This window comes from Variovorax sp. OK605, assembly GCF_900115445.1.
Taxonomy (GTDB): Bacteria; Pseudomonadota; Gammaproteobacteria; order Burkholderiales; family Burkholderiaceae_C; genus Variovorax.
In genome coordinates this window covers 538,012-562,553 of the sequence record NZ_FOWL01000001.1, presented here as the reverse complement: position 1 = coordinate 562,553, position 24,542 = coordinate 538,012, and the positions used below count along the sequence as shown (strand labels likewise).

General features: G+C 68.2%; 23 protein-coding genes and 1 tRNA gene. 18 read left to right on the top strand and 6 right to left on the bottom strand.

Features of this window, described 5'->3' with window-relative positions:
* Positions 1–32: 32 nt before the first annotated feature.
* The 3 genes from macA to BM013_RS02560 are packed head-to-tail and all read left to right on the top strand — an operon-like array spanning position 33 to position 4,598.
* Positions 33–1,196 carry a macrolide transporter subunit MacA gene (gene macA / locus BM013_RS02570; protein WP_093122403.1) on the top strand — a complete coding sequence of 388 codons (1,164 nt, stop codon included), beginning with the start codon at positions 33–35 and terminating at the stop codon, positions 1,194–1,196.
* Positions 1,193–3,193 (top strand): macrolide ABC transporter ATP-binding protein/permease MacB, encoded by a 2,001-nt coding sequence (macB, locus tag BM013_RS02565; protein ID WP_093122401.1) that lies wholly within the window; start codon positions 1,193–1,195, stop codon positions 3,191–3,193. The genes macA and macB overlap by 4 nt, the downstream gene beginning before the upstream one ends.
* On the top strand, positions 3,186–4,598 hold the full coding sequence (locus BM013_RS02560) for an efflux transporter outer membrane subunit (protein WP_093122399.1): 1,413 nt from the start codon (positions 3,186–3,188) through the stop codon (positions 4,596–4,598). The genes macB and BM013_RS02560 overlap by 8 nt, the downstream gene beginning before the upstream one ends.
* A gap of 59 nt (positions 4,599–4,657) precedes the next feature.
* Here the strand turns inward: BM013_RS02560 and BM013_RS02555 are convergent, their stop codons facing one another.
* From BM013_RS02555 to BM013_RS02540, 4 genes are read right to left on the bottom strand one after another with little or no spacing between them, the layout of a single operon-like run.
* The gene (locus tag BM013_RS02555; RefSeq protein WP_093122396.1) at positions 4,658–5,434 is read right to left on the bottom strand and encodes a glycosyltransferase family 2 protein; all 777 of its coding nucleotides are present in this window, start codon (positions 5,432–5,434) and stop codon (positions 4,658–4,660) included.
* Positions 5,401–6,198, bottom strand: a complete 798-nt coding sequence (locus BM013_RS02550) for a lysophospholipid acyltransferase family protein (protein WP_093122393.1) — start codon at positions 6,196–6,198, stop codon at positions 5,401–5,403. The genes BM013_RS02555 and BM013_RS02550 overlap by 34 nt, the downstream gene beginning before the upstream one ends.
* Positions 6,199–6,240: 42 nt before the next feature.
* Complete coding sequence (locus BM013_RS02545) at positions 6,241–7,221, bottom strand: chorismate transformation FkbO/Hyg5 family protein (protein ID WP_256221361.1); 981 nt, start codon at positions 7,219–7,221, stop codon at positions 6,241–6,243.
* Between the two features lie 53 nt (positions 7,222–7,274).
* On the bottom strand, positions 7,275–8,063 hold the full coding sequence (locus BM013_RS02540; protein ID WP_093122388.1) for a class I SAM-dependent methyltransferase: 789 nt from the start codon (positions 8,061–8,063) through the stop codon (positions 7,275–7,277).
* 118 nt (positions 8,064–8,181) lie between these two features.
* On the opposite strand from BM013_RS02540, the gene BM013_RS02535 reads away from it, so the two are divergent.
* The 9 genes from BM013_RS02535 to rng are packed head-to-tail and all read left to right on the top strand — an operon-like array spanning position 8,182 to position 15,828.
* On the top strand, positions 8,182–8,907 hold the full coding sequence (locus BM013_RS02535) for a YebC/PmpR family DNA-binding transcriptional regulator (protein WP_093122386.1): 726 nt from the start codon (positions 8,182–8,184) through the stop codon (positions 8,905–8,907).
* 46 nt (positions 8,908–8,953) lie between these two features.
* Entirely contained in the window at positions 8,954–10,252 is a 1,299-nt protein-coding gene (gene purD / locus BM013_RS02530) for a phosphoribosylamine--glycine ligase (RefSeq protein ID WP_093122384.1), read from the top strand.
* Positions 10,252–11,187: an oxygen-dependent coproporphyrinogen oxidase gene (gene hemF / locus BM013_RS02525; RefSeq protein ID WP_093122381.1), complete on the top strand. Its 936-nt coding sequence runs from the start codon at positions 10,252–10,254 to the stop codon at positions 11,185–11,187. Before purD ends, hemF begins: the two co-directional genes overlap by 1 nt.
* Positions 11,184–11,816, top strand: coding sequence for a nicotinate (nicotinamide) nucleotide adenylyltransferase (gene nadD, locus BM013_RS02520; protein ID WP_093122378.1), 633 nt, complete (start codon positions 11,184–11,186; stop codon positions 11,814–11,816). Before hemF ends, nadD begins: the two co-directional genes overlap by 4 nt.
* The gene (gene rsfS / locus BM013_RS02515; RefSeq protein ID WP_093122376.1) at positions 11,816–12,523 is read left to right on the top strand and encodes a ribosome silencing factor; all 708 of its coding nucleotides are present in this window, start codon (positions 11,816–11,818) and stop codon (positions 12,521–12,523) included. Before nadD ends, rsfS begins: the two co-directional genes overlap by 1 nt.
* On the top strand, positions 12,520–12,987 hold the full coding sequence (gene rlmH / locus BM013_RS02510; protein WP_093122373.1) for a 23S rRNA (pseudouridine(1915)-N(3))-methyltransferase RlmH: 468 nt from the start codon (positions 12,520–12,522) through the stop codon (positions 12,985–12,987). The genes rsfS and rlmH overlap by 4 nt, the downstream gene beginning before the upstream one ends.
* Positions 12,984–13,688, top strand: coding sequence for a phytanoyl-CoA dioxygenase family protein (locus tag BM013_RS02505; protein WP_093122370.1), 705 nt, complete (start codon positions 12,984–12,986; stop codon positions 13,686–13,688). Before rlmH ends, BM013_RS02505 begins: the two co-directional genes overlap by 4 nt.
* A gap of 3 nt (positions 13,689–13,691) precedes the next feature.
* Positions 13,692–14,294, top strand: coding sequence for a Maf family protein (locus tag BM013_RS02500; protein ID WP_093122367.1), 603 nt, complete (start codon positions 13,692–13,694; stop codon positions 14,292–14,294).
* A gap of 7 nt (positions 14,295–14,301) precedes the next feature.
* Positions 14,302–15,828 (top strand): ribonuclease G, encoded by a 1,527-nt coding sequence (gene rng, locus BM013_RS02495; RefSeq protein ID WP_093122364.1) that lies wholly within the window; start codon positions 14,302–14,304, stop codon positions 15,826–15,828.
* Between the two features lie 13 nt (positions 15,829–15,841).
* On the opposite strand, the gene msbA is transcribed toward rng, so the two are convergent.
* Positions 15,842–17,626, bottom strand: a complete 1,785-nt coding sequence (msbA, locus tag BM013_RS02490; protein ID WP_093122362.1) for a lipid A export permease/ATP-binding protein MsbA — start codon at positions 17,624–17,626, stop codon at positions 15,842–15,844.
* A 274-nt stretch (positions 17,627–17,900) separates the two neighbouring features.
* On the opposite strand from msbA, the gene tolB reads away from it, so the two are divergent.
* The 6 genes from tolB to BM013_RS02460 all read left to right on the top strand — a co-directional run bounded on the left by tolB (position 17,901) and on the right by BM013_RS02460 (position 23,711).
* A complete protein-coding gene (gene tolB / locus BM013_RS02485; protein ID WP_218152685.1) occupies positions 17,901–19,127 on the top strand; it encodes a Tol-Pal system beta propeller repeat protein TolB in 1,227 nt (408 codons plus the stop codon).
* A gap of 26 nt (positions 19,128–19,153) precedes the next feature.
* Positions 19,154–19,669: a peptidoglycan-associated lipoprotein Pal gene (gene pal, locus BM013_RS02480; protein WP_093122357.1), complete on the top strand. Its 516-nt coding sequence runs from the start codon at positions 19,154–19,156 to the stop codon at positions 19,667–19,669.
* Complete coding sequence (gene ybgF / locus BM013_RS02475; RefSeq protein ID WP_093122354.1) at positions 19,669–20,418, top strand: tol-pal system protein YbgF; 750 nt, start codon at positions 19,669–19,671, stop codon at positions 20,416–20,418. The genes pal and ybgF overlap by 1 nt, the downstream gene beginning before the upstream one ends.
* 31 nt (positions 20,419–20,449) lie before the next feature.
* Positions 20,450–21,289 (top strand): tRNA threonylcarbamoyladenosine dehydratase, encoded by an 840-nt coding sequence (locus tag BM013_RS02470; protein WP_371269456.1) that lies wholly within the window; start codon positions 20,450–20,452, stop codon positions 21,287–21,289.
* Between the two features lie 50 nt (positions 21,290–21,339).
* Positions 21,340–21,415, top strand: a tRNA-Lys gene (locus BM013_RS02465).
* Between the two features lie 121 nt (positions 21,416–21,536).
* Entirely contained in the window at positions 21,537–23,711 is a 2,175-nt protein-coding gene (locus BM013_RS02460; protein WP_256221360.1) for a putative bifunctional diguanylate cyclase/phosphodiesterase, read from the top strand.
* A gap of 31 nt (positions 23,712–23,742) precedes the next feature.
* Here the strand turns inward: BM013_RS02460 and BM013_RS02455 are convergent, their stop codons facing one another.
* Positions 23,743–24,513 (bottom strand): sulfite exporter TauE/SafE family protein, encoded by a 771-nt coding sequence (locus tag BM013_RS02455; RefSeq protein WP_093122346.1) that lies wholly within the window; start codon positions 24,511–24,513, stop codon positions 23,743–23,745.
* Positions 24,514–24,542: the final 29 nt, after the last annotated feature.

The following is a 24,542-nucleotide window of genomic DNA, read 5'->3' as shown; positions in this document are numbered from 1 at the left end:
CGGGCCGTGGCGCTTCACTTCATCCTCACTGCATGCCAAACACCCCCAAGCGGCGCTCACGCAAGCTCATCTACGGCATCGTTGCCGTGGTGGTCCTGGGCCTGCTGTCCCTTTTCTGGTTCAGCCCGGCCAAGAAGACCGACTACCTCACCGCCAGGGTGCAGCGCACCGACCTCGAGAACGCGGTGCTCGCCACCGGCGTGCTGCAGGCGCTGCGGCAGGTCGAGGTGGGCGCGCAGGTCAGCGGGCAGCTCAAGTCGCTGAAGGTGGTGCTGGGCCAGACCGTGAAGAAGGGCGACTGGCTCGCCGAGATCGACCCCGTCATCTCGCAGAACACGCTCGCGCAGGAGCAGGCCAAGCTGGAGAACCTGCAGGCGCAGAAGCTCGCGAAAGAGGTCCGCATCCGGCAGGCCCAGCTCACCTGGGCGCGGCAGCAGGAAATGCTCGCGCAGGACGCCGCGCCCCGTCAGGACATGGAAAGCGCCGATGCCGAGCTGCGCGCGCTGCGTGCCGACGGGGTGTCGCTCGACGCGCAGATCCGCCAGCAGAAGCTGGCCGTGGCCTCGGCGCAGACCAATCTGTCGTACACGCGCATCGTCGCGCCCATCGACGGCGACGTGGTCTCCATCAGCACGCTCGAAGGCCAGACCGTGGTGGCCGCCTTCCAGGTGCCCACGCTGATGAAGCTGGCCGACCTGTCGACCATGACGGTGAAGGCACAGGTGTCCGAAGCCGACGTGGTGCGCGTGAAACCGGGGCAGCCCGTGTACTTCACCATCCTCGGCGACCCCGATACGCGCTACCACGGCACGCTGCGCGCGGTGCAGCCGTCGCCCGAGAAGATCAACAACGCCGTGTTCTTCAACGCGCTGTTCGACGTGCCCAACCCCGAGCGCACGCTGCGCGTCGACATGACGGCGCAGGTCGCCATCCTGCTGGGCGAGGCGAAGCAGGCACTGACCGTGCCGTTGACGGCGCTGGGGCCGCGCGACAAGGACGGCCGCCAGGAAGTGCGCGTGCTCAAGGCCGACCAGAGCGTGGAAAAGCGCCAGGTGCGCGTGGGCATCAGCAACAACTTCCAGGCGCAGGTGCTCGAGGGGCTGAGCGAGGGCGACAACGTGATCACGGGCGACCCCTCGACGGCGCCGGACCGCAGTGACAGCGGCGAAGGCGGTCCGCGAGGCAAGCGCTCATGACGCCGGCGGCGCAGGGAAGGCAACCGCTGCTGGCCCTGCGCGGCATCGGCCGCAGCTTTCCCTCGGGCGAGCAGCAAGTGCAGGTGCTGAAAGACGTCGACCTGGACATCGGCAGCGGCGAGATGCTGGCCATCGTCGGCGCGTCGGGCTCGGGCAAGTCGACGCTGATGAACATCCTCGGCTGCCTCGACCGGCCGAGCACCGGCACCTACACGGTGTCGGGCCACGACGTGGGCACGCTCGACAGCGACGCGCTGGCCGAGCTGCGGCGCGAGCACTTCGGCTTCATCTTCCAGCGCTACCACCTGATGCAGCACCTGACGGCCACCGGCAACGTCGAGGTGCCCGCCGTGTACGCCGGCACCGACGGGCAGGCGCGCGACGCGCGGGCGCGCCAGCTGCTCGAGCGGCTGGGCCTGGGCGACCGCACCGAGCACCGGCCCAGCCAGCTGTCGGGCGGGCAGCAGCAGCGCGTGAGCATTGCGCGCGCGCTGATGAACGGCGGGCAGGTGATCCTGGCCGACGAGCCGACCGGCGCGCTCGACAGCAAGAGCGGGCAGGAGGTGATCGGCATCCTGCGCGAGCTGCATGCGCAGGGGCACACCGTCATCATCGTGACGCACGACATGCAGGTGGCGAGCTGCACCGAACGCATCATCGAGATCGCCGACGGCGTGATCGTGGGCGACCGGGCCAATGTGCCGAGCGTGGCCGCGCCGACGAAAGACGTGCGGGAAAACGCCGCCGCCCCAGTGGAGATGTCCCGGCCCAAACTGGGCATCGCGCGCTTCAGCACCGGCTGGGCCCGCTTCGCCGAGGCCTTTCGCATGGCCTGGCGCTCGATGATGGCGCACCGCATGCGCACCGCGCTCACCATGCTGGGCATCGTGATCGGCATCACCTCGGTGGTGTCGATCGTGGCCATCGGGGAAGGCGCCAAGCGCTTCGTGCTGTCGGACATCCGGGCCATCGGCACCAACACGCTCGACGTGTACCCGGGGCATGACTTCGGCGACGACAAGGCCTCGAGCATCCGCACGCTGACGCCGTCCGACCTGGAGGCGATCGGCGCGCAGCCCTATGTGCACAGCGTGACGCCCGCGACCCAGCGCAGCCTGCGGCTGCGCTACCGCAGCGTGGACATCAACGGCACGGTGAACGGCGTGAGCGACAGTTTCTTTCGCGTGCGCGACATCCAGATGACCCGCGGCGCGGCCTTCACGGCCGCCGACGTGCGCCACCAGTCGCAGGTGGTGGTGATCGACCAGAACACGCAGCGCAAGCTGTTTCCCGACGGGGCCGACCCGGTCGGCAAGATCATCCTGGTGGGCAACCTGCCGTGCACGGTGATCGGCGTGTCGGAGGAAAAGAAGAGCATGTTCGGGGAGAACAAGTCGCTCAACATCTGGCTGCCGTACAGCACCGGCGCGAGCCGGCTGTTCGGGCAGCAGCACTTCGACAGCATCACCGTGCGCATCCGCGACGACCAGCCGACGAAGGCGGCCGAGGACAGCATCGTCAAGCTGCTCACGATGCGCCACGGCGGCAAGGACTTTTTCACCTTCAACATGGACAGCATCGTGAAGACGGCCGAGCGCACGAGCCAGTCGCTCACGCTGCTGCTGTCGCTCATTGCGGTGATCTCGCTGGTGGTGGGCGGCATCGGCGTGATGAACATCATGCTGGTGTCGGTGACCGAGCGCACGCGCGAGATCGGCATTCGCATGGCCGTGGGCGCGCGCCAGAGCGACGTGCTGCAGCAGTTCCTGACCGAGGCGGTGCTGGTGTGCCTGGTGGGCGGATTGATCGGCGTGACGCTGTCGTACGGCATCAGCTTTCTGTTTTCGCTTTTCGTCAAGCAATGGCAAATGATCTTTTCGATGGGCGCCGTGGTGTCGGCCTTTCTTTGCGCGTCGCTGATCGGCGTGCTGTTCGGCTACCTGCCGGCGCGCAACGCGGCGCGGCTGGACCCGATCGAGGCGCTGGCGCGTGAGTAGCGCACGCCGTCTTTGCGCGGTGGGCGCGGCCGTGCTGGCGCTCGGCGGCTGCACCCTGTTCCAGCCGGAGCAGCGGGCGCAGCGGCCGCTGGAGATTCCACAGGGCTGGCAGCAGCCAGCCGCTTCGGAAGGCGCTGCAGCGGTGCCGTCCGGAAACTGGTGGGCGACCTTCAACGATCCGAAGCTCGACTGGCTGGTGGGCGACGCGCTGTGCACCAACAACAACCTGGCCGCGGCGGGCATCCGCGTGCAGCGCGCGCAGCTGCAGGCGGGCCTGGCGAACACGAACCTCACGCCTGGCGTGGTTGGGCAGGCCAGCACGAGCCGCGGCTACGACCTGAAGCGCGGCGGCGTCGTGGGCTCCACGTCGAGCTCGCTGGTCACGCTGAGCTACGAGCTCGACCTGTGGGGGCGGCTCGCGGCGCAGCGCAGCGCGGCCGACTGGGAGCTGAAGGCCACGGAGTCCGACCGCCAGGCCACCGCTCTCGCGCTGGTCGGCACGACCGCCGGGCTCTACTGGCAGGTCGGCTATCTGAACCAGCGCATCGCACTGAGCGAAGCAGGAATGGAGGACGGCCGCCGCATCCTCGCGCTGGTGCGTGTGAAGTACGCGGCGGGCGCGGTGTCGGGGCTGGACGTGGCGCAGGCCGGGCAGAACCTCGCAACGCAGGAAGCCGCGCACACGCAGCTGCTGCAGCAGCGCGTCGAGGCGCGCAATGCGCTGGCGATCCTGTTCGACCGGCCGCCTCAGCCATTGGCGGCCGAACCCGCGCAGTTGCCCGACATCGCCTTGCCGGCAATCGACGCCGGCGTGCCCGCGAGCCTGCTGGGCCGGCGCCCGGACCTGCGCGCCGCCGAGCAGCGGCTGCGCGGCGCGCTGGCGAACGTGGACGCGACACGCACCGGGTTCTATCCGGCGCTGAGCCTGACCGGCTCGCTCGGCACGTCGAGCACCGCGCTGGGCGAACTGCTGAAGAACCCGGTCGGCACGCTGGGCGCGGGGCTGGCGTTGCCGTTCCTGCAATGGAACACCGCGCGGCTGAGCGTGGCGGTGTCGCAGGCGCAGTACGAAGAGGCCGTGGCGGGATTCCGCCAGTCGCTCTACACGGCGCTGTCGGAGGTGGAGAACGCGTTGTCGTCACGCACGCAGCTGCGCGCGGAGAGTGAGAAGCTGGTGCTGGCGCTGCAGGAGGCGCAGCGCGCGGAGCGGTTGTCGGAGGTGCGCTACCGCGCCGGGGCGACCGCGCTGCAGCCGGTGCTCGACGCGAAGGACCGGCGCCGCACGGCGGAGGTGTCGCTGGCGCTGAACCGGCTGAACCAGCTCAACGCGACGATGACGCTGTACAAGGCGCTGGGCGGGGCCGCGGTGACAGTTCCCTATTCCTCCGGGATCGGGGCGGGGTGACGGCCGCGGCCTTCAAGCCGAGGCTGCGTTTCACCGAACGCGCATTCCCCGCAAAGACCTCAGTCCTGGAACGGCGCCTTCTTCGCCAGCTTGCGGAACACCAGCCCCGGCAGCCGCAGCACGAACTCGACCATCAGCCGTGCGTGCATCCACGTCAGCAGCACGTTGTCGCGCCCATAGCGGAAGTGCGAAACGCCGCCTTCTTCCGCCGTCAGGTACTTCACCGGCGCATCGATGTTCACCGGCTTGACGCCGCGCCACGCCAGCCGCACGACGGCTTCGGTGTCGAAGTCGAAGCGGCGCATCCAGGGCTGGCGCGCCATCACGGCGATCAGGTCGGTCACCGGGTACACGCGAAACCCGTAGAGCGAATCGCCCACGCCGGCGAACAGGGTCTCGAGCTGGGTCCAGCCGTTCGACACGCGCCGTCCGCGCACGCGCAGCAGCGGCGCGCTGGCGTCGAACACGGGGCGCCCGAGCACCATCGTCTCGGGTCGGGCCAGCGAGGCCTTCATGAATTCGGGGATCAGGTCCGCCGGATGCTGGCCGTCGGAGTCCATCGTCAACGCATGGGTGAAGCCGGCCTCCCTGGCGGCGCGAAGGCCGTGCAGCACGGCCGAGCCCTTGCCCTGGTTCTGCGGCAGCACCCACACGCGCAGGCCCGGGTCGCCGGCCGCGATCTGCTGCATGCGCTCGGCGGTGCCGTCGTCGCTGCCGTCGATCACCACCCACACCGGGCTCCATTGCGCACGTGCCGCGGCCACGGTGGAGAACAGCCGTTCGCCGGTGTTGTAGCTGGGAATCAGGACAAGGTGGGTGCGCGAGGCGTCTGGCATTCGGGGGACGCGTCGGTGGCGCGCTGTTCCATGTTGTGGCGGAAATACTGTTCGAGGTCGGCCTGCAGCACGTCGCTGTCCTGCGTCGGCGCGAAGCGCTTGCCCAGGCGCAGCGTGAACACGATCGGCAGCGGCGGCACGCGCCACAGCGGCCAGCCCTTGCTGAGGTAGGGCGAGTCGGTGTCGATGAACACGGTCTGGATCGGCGCCTGCGCGAGCTTGGCGATCAGCGTGGTGCCGGGGCGGAACGGGTTGAGCGGTGGCGTCACGGTGCGCGTGCCCTCGGGGAAGATCACCAGTTGCCCGCCGTTGCGCAGGTCGTTCACCGCCAGCCGCACCATGGTGCGGGCCGACTTGTTGCTGATGTAGCGCGCCAGCCGGGCGCCCGCGCCCAGGAAGATGTTGCCCATCAGGTCGGCCTTCATGATGCAGGCGCTGCGCGGCAGCCGCGCCACCAGCAGCAGCGCGTCGAGCATGGTGGGGTGGTTGGCCACGAAGATCACGCCCGGCTCCTTGCGCATCGGGTCGAGGCAGGAGGCGTCGATGCGCATCATGCCGGTGACCGAGGCCAGCCACCAGAACATGCGGTAGGCGAAGGCGATGGTCATGCGGCCCAGCGCGCGCGCCGGCCTCGCCGGCATGACCGGGTAGATCAGCATGGCGACAAGGTTCCAGACCAGCGAGATCAGGCCCAGGAACAGCAGCAGCGCGTAGAGCATCAACGCGAGCGGAATCGACGTGAGAATTCGCAGCACGCGAGTCATTGAATCAGTGAATCGGACGGGGAGCGGTCGGACGAAGACCGGTCAGGCCCGCAGCTGTCCGCCCGCGACCGTGTGGGCCTCGATCTCGACCAGCAGGTCGCTGCGGCAGATGTCGGCTTCCAGGTACACGGCGTGGCGCGTCATCGGCGCGTCGGCGCCGAGCGCGCCTTCGAGGATGCCGCGCACCGCCTCGGTGTCCGACGGGTTGCGCACGTAGACCACGCAGTCGAGTTCGGCCAGCGAGAACTTCGCGCTGCCGCGCGCATTGGCCGCGTCGATCACCGCCTGCAGGTTGCGCAGCGTTTCGCGCGTCTGCTCGCGCACGTCGCCGTGGTGCACGGTTTCGTGGCCGACGATGCTCGCGGTGCCCGAGATGAACAGGGCGATGTTGCCGTCGCCGATGTCGGCCAGCGCGGCGCGCGAGAAGGTCGGCGAGCGCGGGCCGTAGGTTTCCGGATAGCGGTAGGCCGAGATCTGGCGCGGGTTCTCCACCGGCACGGGCGCCTGCGGGCCGGCCAGGAAACGCACCGACAGCGCGCCCTGGTGGATGCCCAGTGCGCAGGCCGCGGGCGCGCCCTCGAAGGCGGCGCGGCCGGCTTCGAGGAAGGCTTCCTGGCGGCCCAGGTTGAACTGGCGGTAGCGCTCCAGGCCGCCGCCGTCGGCGTTGATGCGCGGCAAGTAGTTCCAGATGCGCTGCAGGTGCGAAATGCCGGCCTGGTCGAGCGTCTTGAACAGGTCGCGGTAGGCGCGGTGGGCGAGTTCGGCCAGGCCCTGCTGCTCGGTGGCCTCGTCGAGGTCGATGGCGCCGAGCAGCCAATGGCCGTCGGTGCGCCAGCGCGCGATGCCGGTGGTGCCCGACTCGATGTGCGGCGCGCTCACGTGCCACACGTCGGCCATGGCGCCGTGCGGGGACAGCACGCGGGCGTTGACGGTCGGCATCCACGCCACGCCGTGCGGCGTGCCGTAGCCCAGCGCCGCGAAGGGCGCCTTGCCGCGGGTGGCCAGCGCGAGGCTGTCGGGCAATGAAAGGCGCTCGACGCGCAGATGGGAGGAGGTTTCGTCCTGAGCTCGCACTGTCAACTGGCCTCGGCGATGTGTTCTGGTTTGACGGCGGTATAGCAGGAGAAGACGCCGAGGCTGGCATGGCGCTGCACGTCGCGCAAGCCCGCGTCGGCCAGCGCCTGCATCACGCGCTCCGGTGCGATGCAGGCCTCGATCGTGTCCCAGTAGTAGCGCCAGAGTTCCGAGGTGTTGCGCTGGCGGCCCACCACGCGGGCGATCAGCGGCACCACGGCACGCATGTAGCCCTTGAGCAGCGCCGTCGCGACGCGACCCTCGGGCTTGGTGATCTCGAGCACCGCCACGCGCCCGCCGGGGCGCAGCACGCGGTGGAATTCGCCGAAGGCGGCGGCCACGTCGCTGATGTGGCGCATGGCGTAGCCCATGCTCACGAAGTCGCAGCTGGCGTCGGGGCGGGGCAGGTCTTCGGCCACGCCGCGGATCAGCTCGACGCCGGGCAGGTCGACCTGGCTCATCATGCCGGGGCTGGGGTCGACGCCCACGAGCTGGCCGGTGGAGCCGATGAGCTTGAGCGCTTCCCGTGCGACGAGCCCGGTGCCGATACCCACGTCCAGCACCTGCACGCCCGGCATGAGGCCGGCCTGGCGCAGCGCCGCGCGGCGGTACGAGGGGCCGGTGCCGAAGGCCAGCACGCTCTCGATGCGGTCGTAGTCCGCCGCAGTGCTGTCGAAGATGCGCAGCAGGAACGCCTGGTGCTCGGCTTCGGTCTTGTAGTACAGCGGCAGGGGTGCGTGGGGCGGCAGGGTGTCAGGATGGCCCGACCCGACGGAAGGCGATGGCGTCATCGAACGATTATCACCAAAAGCCCCGGGCCGAAATCCCACCCCCCGGCGGGCCGTTGTGTGCGCCGGACAGTAAACTCGGCGCTTGCTTTGAAAACACAAGACAGCGAGATAGAAAGCCATGGCCGGACACAGCAAGTGGGCAAATATTCAGCACCGGAAGGGCCGCCAGGACGAGAAGCGCGGCAAGCTCTGGACCCGTGCCATTCGCGAAATCACGGTGGCCGCCCGTGCCGGCGGCGCTGACCTGGGCTCCAACCCCCGGCTGCGGCTGGCGGTGGAAAAGGCCAAGGCGGTGAACCTGCCGATCGACACGATCAAGCGCAACATCGACAAGGCCACCGGCAACCTCGAAGGCGTGAACTACGAGGAAATTCGTTACGAAGGGTACGGCATCGGCGGCGCGGCGATCATCGTCGACACCATGACCGACAACCGCGTGCGCACCGTGGCCGAAGTGCGCCACGCCTTCTCCAAGCACGGCGGCAACATGGGCACCGAAGGCTCGGTGGCCTTCCAGTTCAAGCACTGCGGCCAGATCATCTTCGCGCCGGGCGCCGATGAGGACAAGGTCATGGAAGCGGCGCTCGAGGCGGGTGCCGAGGACGTCGTGACCGACGACGACGGCGCCATCGAGGTGATCACCGCCGTGACCGATTTCGAAGCCGTGAAGAACGCGCTGGAGGCCGCCGGCCTGAAGCCCGACGCGGCCGAAGTCACCATGCGCGCGGAAAACACCGTGGACGTGACCGGCGAAGACGCCGCAAGAATGCAGAAGTTGCTCGACGTGCTCGAGGACCTGGACGACGTGCAGGACGTTTTTCACAACGCCTTGCTGTCTGAATGAGTGAATGTTTGTTTGTTGAACCACAGCGAGAAATGAAGGCCCGCGAATGAAGGTACTGGTAATTGGGGGAGGGGGCCGTGAACACGCTCTGGCATGGCGTCTGGCGCAGGCCACCCGGGTGAGCCGCGTGTACGTGGCGCCCGGCAACGGCGGCACCGCCAGCGACGAACGCTACGACTGCATCGACATCACCGAGCCCGCCGCGCTGCGCGAGTGGGCCATCAAGGAAAAGATCGCGCTGACCGTGGTCGGCCCCGAAGGCCCGTTGGCCGCCGGCGTGGTGGACGAGTTCCGCGCGCACGGCCTGCGCATCTTCGGCCCGACGCAGGCCGCCGCCCAGCTCGAGAGCTCCAAGGCGTTCTCCAAGGCGTTCATGAAGCGCCACAAGATCCCGACGGCCGAATACGAGGCCTTCACCGACGCGGCCGCCGCGCATGCGTACATCGACGCCAAGGGCGCGCCCATCGTGGTCAAGGCCGACGGCCTGGCCGCCGGCAAGGGCGTGGTGGTGGCCATGACCGCGCAGGAAGCGCACGAGGCGGTCGACTTCATGCTGGTCGACAACAAGTTCGGCGTGTCGCACAACGAAGGCGGCGCGCGCGTCGTCATCGAGGAGTTCCTGCAGGGCGAGGAAGCCAGCTTCATCGTGCTGTGCGACGGCAAGAACGTCACCGCGCTGGCCACCAGCCAGGACCACAAGCGCCTGCTCGACAACGACGAAGGCCCCAACACCGGCGGCATGGGCGCGTATTCGCCCGCGCCGGTGGTCACGGCCGAGGTGCATGCCCGCGCGATGCGCGAGATCATCCTGCCGACCATCCGCGGCATGGAAAAGGACGGCATTCCGTTCACCGGCTTCCTGTACGCCGGCCTGATGATCGACGCCACCGGCCACCCCAAGACGCTCGAGTTCAACTGCCGCATGGGCGACCCCGAGACGCAGCCGATCATGATGCGCCTGAAGTCCGACCTGTTCGAGGTGTTCTGGCACGCCACCGACGGCACGCTCGACCAGGTCGATCTGCAATGGGACCGCCGCGTGGCGCTGGGCGTGGTCATGGCCGCGCACGGCTACCCGCTGTCGCCGCGCAAGGGCGACCGCATCACCGGCATTCCGGCCGAGGTGGCCGACGCCGTGGTGTTCCACGCGGGCACCACGCTGGAAAACGGCGAGCTCAAGACCAGCGGCGGCCGCGTGCTCTGCGTGACCGTGCTGGCCGACAGCGTGAAGCAGGCGCAGCAACGCGCCTACGAGGTCGCGGCGCGCGTCGACTTCGACGGCGCCCAGTACCGCAAGGACATCGGGTTCCGCGCCCTGCACGCGCGCAACACGCCCCACGCCTGATGCAGTCCACCCATCCGGCGGCGGTCGGCGAGTACCTGCGCGGACTGCAGCAGTCGATCATCGCGGCGGTCGAGAAGGCCGATGGCGGCCGCTGCGTGCGCGATGCCTGGGAGAAGGCGCCCGGCGAGCCGCTGCAAGGCAGCGGCCTGACCTGCATCCTCGAAGGCGGTGAGCTGTTCGAGCGCGCGGGTTGCGGGTTTTCGCAGGTGCGCGGCCCCAGCCTGCCGCCTTCGGCCACGCAGAACCGGCCCGAGCTGGCGGGCGCGCCCTTCGAGGCGATGGGCGTGTCGCTGGTGTTCCATCCGCGCAACCCCTATGTGCCGATCGTTCACATGAACGTGCGCATGTTGGCGGCGTTGCCGAAGGACGGTTCAGGTGGCCCAGGCGGCAAGCCCGTGTGCTGGTTCGGCGGCGGCATGGACCTCACGCCGTGCTACGGCTTCGCCGAAGACGCGGTGCACTTCCACGCCACGTGCCGCGACGCGCTCGCGGCCTTCGGCGACGACAAGTACCCGCGCTTCAAGACATGGTGCGACGAGTATTTCTTCCTGAAGCACCGCAACGAGCAGCGCGGCATCGGCGGCATCTTCTTCGATGACTTTTCCGAAGGTGGCCTGGAGAACGGCTTCGACATGATCCGCTCGGTGGGCGACGGCTTCCTGCCGGCCTACATGCCGATCGTCGAGCGCCGCCGCGCCACGCCGTACACCGAGCGCGAGCGCAGCTTCCAGCTCTACCGGCGCGGCCGGTACGTGGAGTTCAACCTCGTGTGGGACCGCGGCACGCACTTCGGGCTGCAGTCGGGCGGGCGCACCGAGTCGATCCTGCTGTCGATGCCGCCACTCGCCAGCTGGGCCTACCAGCAGCAACCCGAGCCGGGCAGCCCCGAAGCCGCGCTGTACAGCGACTTCATCGTGCGACGCGATTGGCTGTGAACCCTCCCGGCAAGGCCACACGACGCATCGGCGTTTTCGGCGGCGCATTCGATCCGCCGCACATCGCCCATGTGGCGCTTGCCGAAGCCGCGCTGGCGCAGCTCCGCCTCGACGAGCTGCACGTGATTCCCACCGGGCAGGCCTGGCACAAGAGCCGCACGCTCACGCCGAAGGAAGACCGCCTCGCAATGACGCGGCTGGCCTTTGCCAACCTGCAGGGCACCGTGGTCGTCGACAGCCGCGAAGTGTTGCGCGACGGCCCCACCTACACGCTGGACACCCTGCACGAACTGCAGCAGGAACAGCCCGGCGCACAGCTGGTGCTGATCATGGGCGCCGACCAGGCCAGCGCGCTGCCGACCTGGCACGGCTGGCAGGATATACTAGCCATTGCTATCGTTTCTGTAGCGTATCGCGCACTATCGACGGGCGACACTGCTCGTTTTGATCCGAAAATGCTGCCCGGCCTCCCGGCTGGCGCTCATTTCGAGGCGCTCGAATTGCCTCCTATGGACACCAGCGCCACCGAAATCCGGCGGCGCGCGGCGCTTGGCGTGGACATTTCCTCGCTGGTTCCGCCCGCGGTTGCACGCTATATTGACCAACACCACCTCTACCGCTCTGCCTGATGACCACTGAAGCCGCCGCCAAGAAAGACACCCAGAAACTCCAGCGAGCCATCATCGATGGTCTCGAAGACGTCAAGGCGCAGGACATCCAGGTATTCGACACACAACATCTGTCGCCGCTGTTCGAGCGCGTGATCGTGGCGTCGGGCACCTCCAACCGCCAGACCAAGGCGCTGGCCGCCAGCGTGCGCGACGCGGTGCGCGAAGCCGGTTTCGGCAAGCCGCGCATCGAGGGCGAGGACAACGGCGAGTGGATCATCGTGGACTGCGGCGCGGCCGTGGCGCACATCATGCAGCCCGCCATCCGCCAGTACTACCACCTCGAGGAGATCTGGGGCGACAAGCCGGTGCGCGCCAAGCTCGGCAGCGCCAAGCCCGCGATGTCGACCAGCTCGTCGGTGAAGGACGAGCCCGAAGGCAAGAAGAAGCCCGCGGCCAAGGAACCGACGCTGCGCCGCTCGAGCGCCGCCAAGACCGCGATCCGCGCGGCCGAGCAGGAAGCCAAGGCCGCGAAGGCGCCGGCCCGCAAGCCGGCATCCAAGACGGCTGCAAAGACCGCCGCCAAGAAGGCACCGGCCCGCAAGACGGGAACCACGGCGCGCGTGCCGGTCAAGGTGGTGGGCAAGCCCGCCGCCAAGAAGACCGCCGCGAAGACCGTGGCCGCCAAGAAGGCGCCTGCCAAGAAGGCACCCGCCCGCCGCGCATGAAGCTGCTGGTGGTCGCCGTCGGGCAGCGCATGCCCGATTGGGCACAGACCGCCTGGGACGACTACGCCAAGCGCTTTCCGCCCGAGCTCAAGCTCGAGCTGCGCGCGGTCAAGACCGAGCCGCGCGGCTCCAAGACACTCGAAACGCTGTATGCCGCCGAGCGCGAGCGCATCGAAGGCGCGATTGCGCGCGGCATGCGCATCGTCGCGCTCGACGAGCGTGGCACCGCGCTGACCACCAAGGCGCTGGCCGCACGGCTGCAAACCTGGCAAGGCGAGGGCGATGACGTCGCCCTGGTCATCGGCGGGCCCGACGGGCTCGACCCGGCCTTCAAGGCCGCCGCGCACGAACGCATCCGCCTGTCCGACCTGACATTGCCGCACGCCATGGCGCGCGTGCTGCTGGTCGAGCAGCTGTACCGGGCGTGGTCGGTGAACGCAGGTCACCCTTACCACCGCGAATGACGAGCGCCGACGGGCAGGCCGCGCGGCTCCGGCAGAGGGGCTACGCGCTCCTGCCGGGCCTGCTGCCGTCCGGCCTGCTGGACGAGGTGGCGCAGGCGCTCGACGATCGGCTCGGGTCTTCCGCGGGCAGCCGCAACCTGCTGGCCCAGCCGCAGTGCATTGCAATCGCTGAACTGCTGCAGACGAAGCTCGCCGCCCTGGCGCTGCTCGACGCCTCTTCCGTGGCCGTGCAATGCACGCTCTTCGACAAGACGCCCGCGCGCAACTGGCTGGTCGCGCTCCACCAGGACACCTCGATTCCCGCATCGGGCGACGGCATGCCGGCCGTCGTCAAGGAAGGCGAGCCGTACCTGCAACCGCCGGACGAGGTGCTGCAGTCGCTGCTCGCCGTGCGCGTGCACCTGGACGACTGCGGCGACGACGCGGGCCCGCTGCGCGTCGTTCCCGGCAGCCATCGCGCAGGCCGCCTCGGCGAAGCCGCTGCACAAGCCCTGCGCGCCGAACACGGCGAAGCGGTCTGCACCGCGGCGCGCGGCGATGCCTTGCTGATGCGCCCGCTGCTGCTGCATGCGTCTTCCAGGGCGCGGTCGCCGCAGCGGCGACGCGTCCTTCACTTTCTTTTCGGACCCGCGCGCCTGCCGCACGGACTGGTCTGGAACCGCACCATGGCCGGCATGCAGCCGGCCCACCAGGAGAACTGAACCTTGCCGGACTTCATCTACCTCGCCTCGCAAAGCCCGCGCCGCGCCCAACTGCTCGGCCAGCTCGGCATTCGCCATGCGCTGCTGCTGGCCGACGCGAGCGAAGACGCCGAGTCGCTCGAGGCGGTGCTGCCCCATGAGGCTCCGGCCACCTACGTGCAGCGCGTCACAGCGCTCAAGCTCGATGCCGCCGTGGCCCGGCTGCAGCGCCGCGGCCTCGCCGAGGCGCCGGTGCTGTGCGCAGACACCACGGTCGCGCTCGGCCGCACCATCCTCGGCAAGCCCGAAGACGAGAAAGACGCCGCGCGCATGCTGCGGATGCTGTCGGGCGCCACGCACCGCGTGCTGACGGCGGTGGCGCTGCAGCACGGCACGCAGCGCCATGCGGCGCTCAGCGTGTCGCGCGTGCGCTTCGCGGAAATGACCGATGCGCAGATCGCGCGCTATGCCGAAGGCGGCGAGCCGCTCGGCAAGGCCGGAGCGTATGCCGTGCAGGGCGCGGCTGCCGTGTTCATCGAGCACATCAGCGGGTCCTATTCGGGCATCATGGGACTTCCGATGTTCGAGACCGCAGAGCTGCTTCGAAGCGCCGGTTTCAATACCTGAGAATTCCATGCAAGACATCCTGATCAACTGGTCTCCGCAGGAGACCCGCGTGGCGCTGGTCGAGCACGGCGCCGTGCAAGAGCTCCACGTCGAACGCACGCTCGAGCGCGGGCTGGTCGGCAACATCTACCTGGGCAAGGTGTCGCGCGTGCTGCCGGGCATGCAGTCGGCCTTCATCGACATCGGCCTGGAGCGCACCGCTTTCCTGCACGTGGCCGACATCGTCGCGCCGTTCACGCCGGGCTCGCGGCCCAGCGCGCCGGCACCCGAGCGCGACCACCGCAACGGCGGCCCGATGGTGCCGATCGAGAAGCAGGTCTTCGAAGGCCAGTCGCTGCTGGTGCAGGTCATCAAGGACCCCATCGGCACCAAGGGCGCGCGCCTGTCGACGCAGATCAGCATCGCCGGGCGGCTGCTGGTGTTTCTGCCGCAGGACAACCACATCGGCGTGTCGCAGAAGATCCCGTCGGACCAGCGCGAGTCGCTGCGCACGCGCATGCTGGCGCTGATCGAGGCGGCCGCGGCGGCCGACAGCGGCGGCGTGGTGCCGGCCAACACCGGCGGCTTCATCCTGCGCACCAACGGCGAAGACTCCACCGACGCCGAGCTGGCCGAAGACATCGCCTACCTGCGCAAGACCTGGTCGCGCATCCGCGAAGCCTCCATGCGCATGCCCGCGATGTCGCTGCTGCACCAGGACCTGAGCCTGCTGCAGCGCGTGCTGCGCGACATGACCGTCGAGGACACCCAGACCATCCGCATCGATTCGCGCGAGCAGTTCGAGGTGCTGCTGAAGTTCGGCCTCGAATTCATGCCCAAGGCGGCCGGCAAGCTGCAGCACTACAAGGGCGAGCGGCCGATCTTCGACCTGTACTCGGTCGATGAGGAAATCGCCAAGGCGCTGGGCCGGCGCGTCGAACTCAAGTCGGGCGGCTACCTCGTGGTCGACCAGACCGAGGCGCTGACCACGGTCGACGTGAACACCGGCGGCTTCGTCGGCGCGCGCAACTTCGACGACACCATCTTCAAGACCAACCTCGAGGCCGCGCAGGCCATCGCGCGGCAATTGCGGCTGCGCAACCTGGGCGGGATCATCATCGTCGACTTCATCGACATGGGCCGCGACGACCACCGCGAGCAGGTGCTGGGGGAGTTTCGCAAGCAGTTGTCGCGCGACAGGGTGAAGACCACCGCGGGCGGCTTCTCGCAACTCGGCCTGGTCGAGATGACGCGCAAGCGCACGCGCGAATCGCTGGCCCACATGCTGTGCGAGCCCTGCGTGGCCTGCGGCGGCCAGGGCATCGTGAAGACCGCGCGCAGCGTGGCCTACGACGTGATGCGCGAGATCCTGCGCGAGGCGCGGCAGTTCACGCCGCGCGAATTCCGCATCGTGTCGTCACCGCAGGTGATCGAGCTGTTTCTCGACGAGGAAAGCCAGCACCTGGCGGGGCTCAGCGACTTCATCGGGAAGCCGATTTCGCTGCAGTCCGAGCCCGCGATCGGGCAGGGGCAGTACGACATCGTGCTGCTGTAGGGCCTCAGAAGGCTCAGAGCGTCGGATCCTGCCCCGGCGTGGCGCTGCGCACCGCCAGCGTCTGCAGCCGCGCATACAGCCCGTCCAGCGCCATCAGCTGCGCGTGGCTGCCTTGCTCCGCGATGCGGCCGCGTTCCATCACGATGATGCGGTCGGCGTGCTGGATGGTCGACAGGCGGTGGGCGACGATCAGCGTGGTGCGGTTCTGCATCAGGCGCTGCAGGGCGTCCTGCACCAGCCGCTCCGATTCGGTGTCGAGCGCCGAGGTGGCTTCGTCGAGCAGCAGCACGGGCGCGTTCTTGTAGAGCGCGCGGGCAATCGCCAGGCGTTGGCGCTGGCCGCCCGAGAGTTGCGTGGCGTTGTGGCCCAGCACCGTGTCGATGCCCTGCGGCAGGCTTTCGACGTGCGAGCTGAGGTTGGCCGCAGCGATGCATTGCAGCACGCGCTCGCGATCGATCTCGTCGCCCAGCGACACGTTGGCCGCCAGCGAGTCGTTGAGCATGACCACGTCCTGGCTCACCATGGCGAACTGGCTGCGCAGGTTCTTGAGCTGCCATTCGCGCGTGTCGTGCCCGTCGAGCAGCACCTGGCCGCCACTGGGCTGCACGAAGCGCGGCAGCAGGTTGACCAGCGTGGTCTTGCCCGAGCCCGAGGGGCCGACAAAGGCCACCACCTGGCCGGGTTCGATGGTCAAGTTCACGCCGTCGAGCGCGCGCTGTTCGTCTTCGCCGCGGTAGCTGACCTGCACGTCGCGCAGCTCGATGCGGCCTTCGGCGTGCTCGACCTGGAACGTGCCTTGCGACTCCGGCGCCACGTCGTCGATCAGGATCAGGCCGCGCTCCAGTGCGGCAAGGCCGCGCGTGATGGGGCCGGCCACTTCGGCGAGCCGGCGGATCGGGGCGATCAGCATCAGCATGGCCGTGATGTAGGCAACGAAGCCGCCCACCGTGAAGCCCTGCTTGCCGCTTTGCCACAGCGCGATCATCACCACCACCGACAGCGCGAGCGAGGCCATCATCTGCGTGAGGGGCGTGGTCGCGGCCTGGGCGATGGTCGATTTCACGGCCAGGCGGTTGAGGCGCTGGCTCAGCTGTTCGAAGCGCCGGCCTTGCGCCTCTTCCGCGCCGTGCAGCCGCACCACGCGGTGCGCGAGCACGTTTTCCTCGACCACGTAGGCCAGCTCGTCGGTGGCCTGCTGGCCCTGCTGCGTGAGGCGGTACAGCCGCTTGGAGAACACTTTCATGATCCAGGAGATGCTGGGCACCAGGAAGGCGACGATCAGGGTGAGCTTCCAGTTCAGGTAGACCAGGTAGCCCAGCAGCGCGATCAGCGTGAAGCCGTCGCGCGAAAGACCGAGCAGCGCCTGCACCAGCAGCATCGCGCCGGTCTGCACTTCGTAGACCACGGTGTTCGACAGGGTGCTGGCCGACTGCCGCGCGAACAGCGCGAGCTCGGCGCCGAGCAGCCGCTCGAACAGCACGCGCCGCAGTTTCTGCATGCCTTCGTTGGCGATGCGTGACAGGGCGTATTGAGAAATGAACTGGGCGATGCCGCGCACCGCGAACAGCAGCAGCACGGCGGCGGGCACGAACCACAGCGGCATTTCGCCGCGCGTGAAGCCGCGGTCGAGCAGCGGTTTCAGCAGGGCGGCCATCAGCGGCTCGGTAATGGCCGCGAGCATGGCCCCGCTCAAGCCGAGGGCCCACCATTGGCGCGAGCCGCCAAACCAGGTCATGAGTCGCGCCATACGGCGCATCAGGGGAGGGCGAGGGGTCTCGGCACCGGGGGAAGCTTGCATGGCGGCGGATTCTACGGGGGCCCCTTTTTGCGGCCGTCCGCAAGCTCTTTGCGTGCGCCTTGCGGCGGTTCTGTAGGACCGCACCGCTGGAAACACCTTTTGTGACGGCGCCTCCAAACCAGTGTGTAACATGTGGCCCGTCAAGCCGGGGAGAACTTTTTGCCCGGAAACCTCTCCGAACCGCATGAACAAGCCGTTGCCAACTCCAATTCCAACTCCTTCTTCATCGCTATTTGCACGCCGCAGTCTCATTGCGGCCCTCGCTGCAACTCCCATGATTCCTGCACTGGCCCAGTTCCGGGTCGAAGTGTCGGGCGTCGGGCTGACGCAGTTGCCAATCGCGCTCGTTCCCTTCAAGGGACAGGAAAGCTCGCCCCAGAAGATCTCGGACATCGTCCAGGCCGACCTCGAACGCAGCGGCCAGTTCCGCGGCGTCGATGCCTCGGGCCAGGCGCTGGACGAGGCTTCGCGCCCCGACCTGTCGCTGTGGCGCCAACGCACAGCCGACTCGCTCGTGGTGGGCAGCGTCAGCAAGCTGGCCGACGGCCGCTTCGACGTGCGTTTCCGTCTATGGGACGTAGTGAAGGGACAAGACCTCGGTGGCCAGAGCTACACCGTGCCGCAGGGTGACCTGCGACTGGCGTCGCACCGCATCGCCGACTACGTGTACGAAAAGCTGACCGGTGAAAAGGGCATCTTCTCGACGCGCATCGCCTACGTCACCAAGGGTGGCAGCCGCTACTCGCTGTGGGTGGCCGACGCCGACGGCGAGAACGCGCAAGCCGCGCTCGCCAGCCCCGAACCCATCATCTCGCCGTGCTGGTCGTCCAACGGCCAGCAGCTGGCGTACGTGTCGTTCGAGTCGCGCAAGCCGGTCGTGTACGTGCACAACGTGGCCAGCGGCCAGCGCCGCCTGATCGCCAACTTCAAGGGATCCAACAGCGCCCCGGCCTGGGCACCCGACGGCAACTCGCTGGCCGTGACGCTCAGCCGCGACGGCGGCTCGCAGCTCTTCACCATTCCGTCGAGCGGCGGCGAACCGCGCCGCCTGACGCAAAGCTCCAGCATCGACACCGAACCGGTCTACTCGGCCGACGGCGGCACCATCTACTTCGTGAGCGATCGCGGCGGCGCGCCGCAGATCTACAAGATGGGCGCCGGCGGCGGCAACCCGACGCGGGTGACCTTCAGCGGCACCTACAACATCTCTCCGTCTGTCAGCGGCGATGGCCGGTGGTTGGCCTACATCTCCCGGGTGGGGGGTGCCTTCAAACTCCACGTGATGGAGTTGGCGACCGGAACCGTCAATGCCATCACCGACACGACCGCCGACGAAAGTCCGAGTTTTGCGCCGAACAGCAAGTTGATCGTCTACGCCACCCACCTGCAAGGCCGCGAGGCGCTGATGACCACCACGCTCGATGGGAAAATCAAGGCCCGGCTGGCAGGACAGGCGGGAGACATAAGAGAACCGGACTGGGGTCCGTTTCAGAAGCAATGACCAAGGTTTATTTGAGGAGTTCGAAAATGTTGAAACGCACGATTTATTCGCTGGCCATCGTGGCCCTGATTGCCGGTTGCTCGTCGGGCACCAAGCTCAACGACACGCCGGTCACCGACCGTTCCGGCAGCGCCGGTGGCCAGCAAGGCCAGAGTTCCGTGGCGCCTGTCATCACAGACGAGGCCGCCGGTACCGCGCAAGGTCCGGTGAATGTGGCTCGCATCATCTACTTCGACTACGACAGCTACACGGTCAAGCCCGAGTTCCAGTCGGCCATCGACGGTCATGCGCGTTTCCTCAAGGCCAACCCGCAACGCCGCATCTCGATCGAAGGTCACACCGACGAACGCGGCGGCCGCGAGTACAACCTGGCACTGGGCCAGAAGCGCTCGGAAGCCGTGCGTCGTGCACTCACCCTGCTGGGCGTGAACGACAACCAGATCGAAGCCGTGAGCTTCGGCAAGGAAAAGCCTGCCGTCACGGGCTCGGGTGAAGAAGTGTGGGCGCAAAACCGCCGCGCCGAAATCACGTACCGCCGGTGATGCCACGCGCTGTGTTGCGAGGCGCGGCGCTGGCTGCCGCCTTGCTTTGCGCCTCGGTAGGGTCGCAGGCTGCGCTGTTCGAGGATGACGAAGCCCGCAAGGCCATCCTCGACCTGCGCCAGCGCGTCGAGGCCATGCGCCAGCAGACCGACCAGCGGCTGACCGACGAGAACGGCCAGTTGCGCCGCAGCCTGCTCGACCTGCAGAACCAGATCGAGCAGATGCGGGGCGACCTGGCGCGCATGACCGGCCAGAACGAGCAGCTCACGCGCACGTTGAGCGACATGCAGTCGCGCCAGACCACCATCGACGACAAGCTCAAGCAGAGCGAGCCCTCGAAGGTGTCGGTGGACGGGCGCGAGTTCAATGCCGATCCCAAGGAAAAGGCCGACTTCGACGCCGCCCTCGGTGTGTTCCGCTCGGGCCAGTTCGCGCAGGCGCAGACCGCGTTCGCCGAATTCGTCAAGCGCAACCCGCAAAGCGGCTACAACCCGTCGGCGTTGTTCTGGCTCGGCAATGCGCAGTACGCCACGCGCAACTACAACGAGGCCATCGCGAACTTCCGCTCCATGCTCTCGCTCGCGCCCGACCATGCCAAGGCCCCCGAGGCCGTGCTGTCGATCGCGAACTGCCAGATCGAGCTGAAGGACACGCGCGCCGCGCGCCGCACGCTGGAAGACCTGACCAAGGCCTACCCGCAGTCGGAAGCCGCACAGGCCGGCCGCGAGCGTCTCTCGCGCCTGCGTTGATGCCGGCGGAGCTTTCCGCTTGAGCGCGATCATCACCGACGCTTTCACTCCTCCTGCCGCCGCGGATGTCCTCACCGACACCGCGGCGCCTGACTTTGCGCGCCGCTTCGGCGGGCTCGAGCGGCTGTACGGCGTGCCGGGTGCCGCGCGCATCCGCCACGCGCACGTGCTGGTCGTCGGCATCGGCGGCGTGGGCTCGTGGGCTGTAGAGGCGCTGGCGCGCAGCGGGGTGGGGCGGCTGACCATGATCGATCTCGACCACGTGTCGGAGTCGAACATCAACCGCCAGATCCACGCGCTCGAGGCGACCGTGGGCCAGGCCAAGGTCGAGGCCATGCGCGAGCGCATTGCGCAGATCAATCCCGAATGCAAGGTGCAGGCGATCGACGATTTCGTCGAGCCGGGCAACTGGACATCGCTGCTCGACGCGGCGCAGGCCGCGAACGGGCCGGCAACGGCCGTCATCGACGCCTGCGACCAGGTCAAGGCCAAGGTGGCCATGGCGGCCTGGGCACGTGCGTCGCATGCATCGCGCACGGCGTTCATCACCGTGGGCGCAGCAGGCGGCAAGCGCCAGGCGCACAAGGTCGACATCGACGACCTGTCGCTCGTCACGCACGACCCGCTGCTGGCACAGCTGCGCCAGCGCCTGCGCAAGGAACACGGTGCGCCGCGCGAGGGCCGCAAGATCGGCGTGGCCTGCGTGTTCAGCCGCGAAAGCGTGGCGCCGCCGGACGCGTCGTGCGCCATCGAAGGCGACGGTTCGCTCAACTGCCACGGCTATGGATCGGTGGTCAGCGTGACCGCTACTTTCGGTCAATGTGCGGCAGGTTGGGTTTTGGACAAAATAGCGTCCAACCTCGCGCTATAATCTTTGGCTTTGCCGGATTCAACATCGGCAAGAAGCAAAAAAATGGTTCCGGGACGTTAGCTCAGTTGGTAGAGCAGCGGACTTTTAATCCGTTGGTCACTGGTTCGAATCCAGTACGTCCTACCAGAACCTCCCTTGCGGGAAATCCAGAAGCCAGCTGTCGATGCGATAGCTGGTTTTTTTTTGGGGAAAGATGAATCCCCGCCGGCACGCCACCTGTTGGACGAACTCGAGTGTCATCTGCACAGTGAATACCGCTCCTGCCTTCCTTGCGTCCCACTACAACCTGTGGGTGGTCGCCGCTTCGCTGCTCCTCGCAACGCTTGCTTCCTACGTGGCGCTCGACCTGTCGCGCCGCGTGCGGCATGCCAGCGGGCGGCCGCACCTGCTGTGGTGGGCCATCGGGTCGTTCGCGATGGGCACGGGCATCTGGTCGATGCACTTCGTCGGCATGCTGGGCTTCTCGCTGCCGATCGCGCTCGGCTTCTCGGGCTCGACGACGCTGACCTCCTGGGTGGCCGGTGTCACAGCATCCGGCATCGCGCTGTGGGTGGCCGGCGAGGCGGACTACAGCCTGCGGCGCATCGCCATCGCTTCCGTGGCCATGGCGGTCGGCATCTGCGGCATGCACTACATCGGCATGGCCGCGCTCGACATGTCGCCGCCCATCGTCTGGCACCTGCCGACGGTGGGCCTCTCGCTGCTGATCGGCCTGGTGGCCTCCGCGGCGGCGTTGCTGATCTTCAAGTTCCTCGGTGACATCCACAACACCCACCGCGTGGCCTTCCAGCTGCTGGCCGCGCTGGTCATGGGCATTGCGATCTGCGGCATGCACTACACGGGCATGGCGGCGGCGAACTTTCCGGCCGATTCGGTGTGCCGCAGCGCCAACGCGCTGTACGGCGCCGACCTCACCGCGATCGTCGTGCTGGCGTCGGGCGTGCTGCTGCTGGGCACGCTCTTCACCTCGATCCTGGAATCGCGCCTGCAGCTGGTGGCCAAGCGGCTGTCGAGCTCGCTCGAAGAGGCCAACGCCGAGCTCACGCAGGCCAACCGCGAGCTGCAGAAGCGCGCGTTCACCGATGCGCTGACCGGCCTGCCCAACCGCGTGCTGTTCGAAGACCGCCTGCGGCACGCGCTGCTGCGCATGGAGCGGGCCAACCAGCTGCAGGTGGAAGAGCGCATTGCCGTGCTCTTCGTCGACCTCGACGGCTTCAAGCCCATCAATGATTCCTTCGGTCATGCAGCGGGCGACCAGATCCTGCGTGCCGCCGCGCACCGGCTGAGCCAGACGACGCGAAACAGCGACACGGTCGCGCGCATCGGCGGCGACGAATTCCTGCTGCTGCTCGAAGGCGTGCGCGACCGCGCCGAATGCGCGCAGGCCGCCAACCGCGTGCTGCGCACGCTCACCGAGCCTTTCAATGTGGCGGGCAAGCAGATCCAGATCGCATGCTCCATCGGCATCGTGCTGCATCCGGAGGAGGGCGAGCCCGGCAAGCTCGTGGCCAACGCCGATGCCGCCATGTACGAGGCCAAGCGCGCGGGCGGCGGCAACTACGTGATGTTCGAGTCGCACATGGGTGCCGACGCGGCCAAGCAGCTGCAGCTGCAAAGCGACCTGCGCCGGGCCGTGGAGCTCAAGCAGTTCGAGCTTTACTACCAGCCGAAGATCAACGTCGCGGGCGGCGGCCTGAGCGGTGTCGAGGCGCTGGTGCGCTGGAACCACCCGCAGCACGGCCTGGTCGGTCCCGCCGAGTTCATCGGGCTGGCCGAGCGCTTCGGCCTCATCGTGCGCCTGGGCGACTGGATCCTCGACGAAGCCTGCCGCCAGATCGCGCAGTGGCGCACGCAAGGCACGTGGATGTGCGTGGCCGTGAACCTGTCGGTCATGCAGCTGCGCGAGATCGACTTCGTGGCGCGCGTCGAGCAGGCGCTCGCCAGGCACGACGTGCCGGCGTCCTTGCTGCTGTGCGAGATCACCGAATCGGTGGCCATGGAAGACATCAAGGCGACGCAGCGCACCTTCGAAGGGCTGGCGCGGGTCGGCGTGTTCCTGTCGATCGACGACTTCGGCACCGGTTATTCCAGCCTGAGCCATCTGCGCAAGCTGCCGGCGCGGCAGGTGAAGATCGACCGCAGCTTCGTGCAGGACCTCGAGTCCAAGGAAGATGCGCGCGCCGTGGTGGACGCGGTCATCCGCCTGGCCCATGCGCTGGGGCTGAGCGTGGTGGCCGAGGGCGTCGAGAACGAGGCGCAGCGCGACATCCTGCTGGAAATGGGATGCGACGAACTGCAGGGCTTTCTGTTCTCGCACCCGCTGCCGGCAGGGGACCTGTTGGCGTGGTTCGCGAAGCGCGAAGCCGATGAAGCCGATGAAGCCGATGAAGCCGGCGAGGGCGGCGAGCCCGCGAGCAACTGAGCAACCAGCAATTGAGCGCCGCTCGCCGGCCTCAGGCCGGCCACCAGTACCTTTGCGCATAGACCACCGTCATCACCACGCCCGACACGATGACGAAGCCGCGCACGAACGCCGGTGACAGCACGCGAATCAGCCGGCCGCCCGCATAACCTCCGGCCAGTGCGCCCGCGAGCATGACCAGCGTCTCGCGCCATTCGACGACGCCCCTGGCAATGAAGATCGCCATGGCCGCAGCGCTGACGCAGGTGGCCAGCAAATTCTTCAGCACCTTCACGGCGCGGATGTCGTTGGGTTCGGTGATGGCCAGCACCGCCGTGAGGATCACGCCCAGCCCCGCACCGAAGAAGCCGCCGTACACCGAGGCCGCCGCGAGCACGAGCGCACCGCGCGTGGCCCTCGGTTTCGCACCGGCCGGCGCACGGCGCTGCGCCCAGGCCTGGATGCGCGGCGCGAACGCGAAGAGCAGGGTGGCGAAGGCGATCAGCGCCGGCACCGGCAGCACGAAGAGCCGGGCCGGCAAGACCAGCAGCAAGGCCGCGCCGATCGCGCCGCCGGCCAGTGCCGCCGCCGAAAGCAACAGCAGCCGCGCGTCGGCGGCGGGGAGCTTCTGCCGGTCGGCGCAGGCCGCGATGAAGTGACCCGGAAAGATCGCCACCGCGTTGGACGCGTTGGCAATCACGGGCGGCAGGCCTGCCGCCAGCATCGCGGGAAAGGTGATCAGGGTCGCGCCGCCCGCCACCGCGTTGACGATGCCACCCAGAAAGCCCGCGCCCACCAGCAACGCGCCGATCCATCCATCCATGCAGAACGCTCCAGAGTCCGTGTCGATGG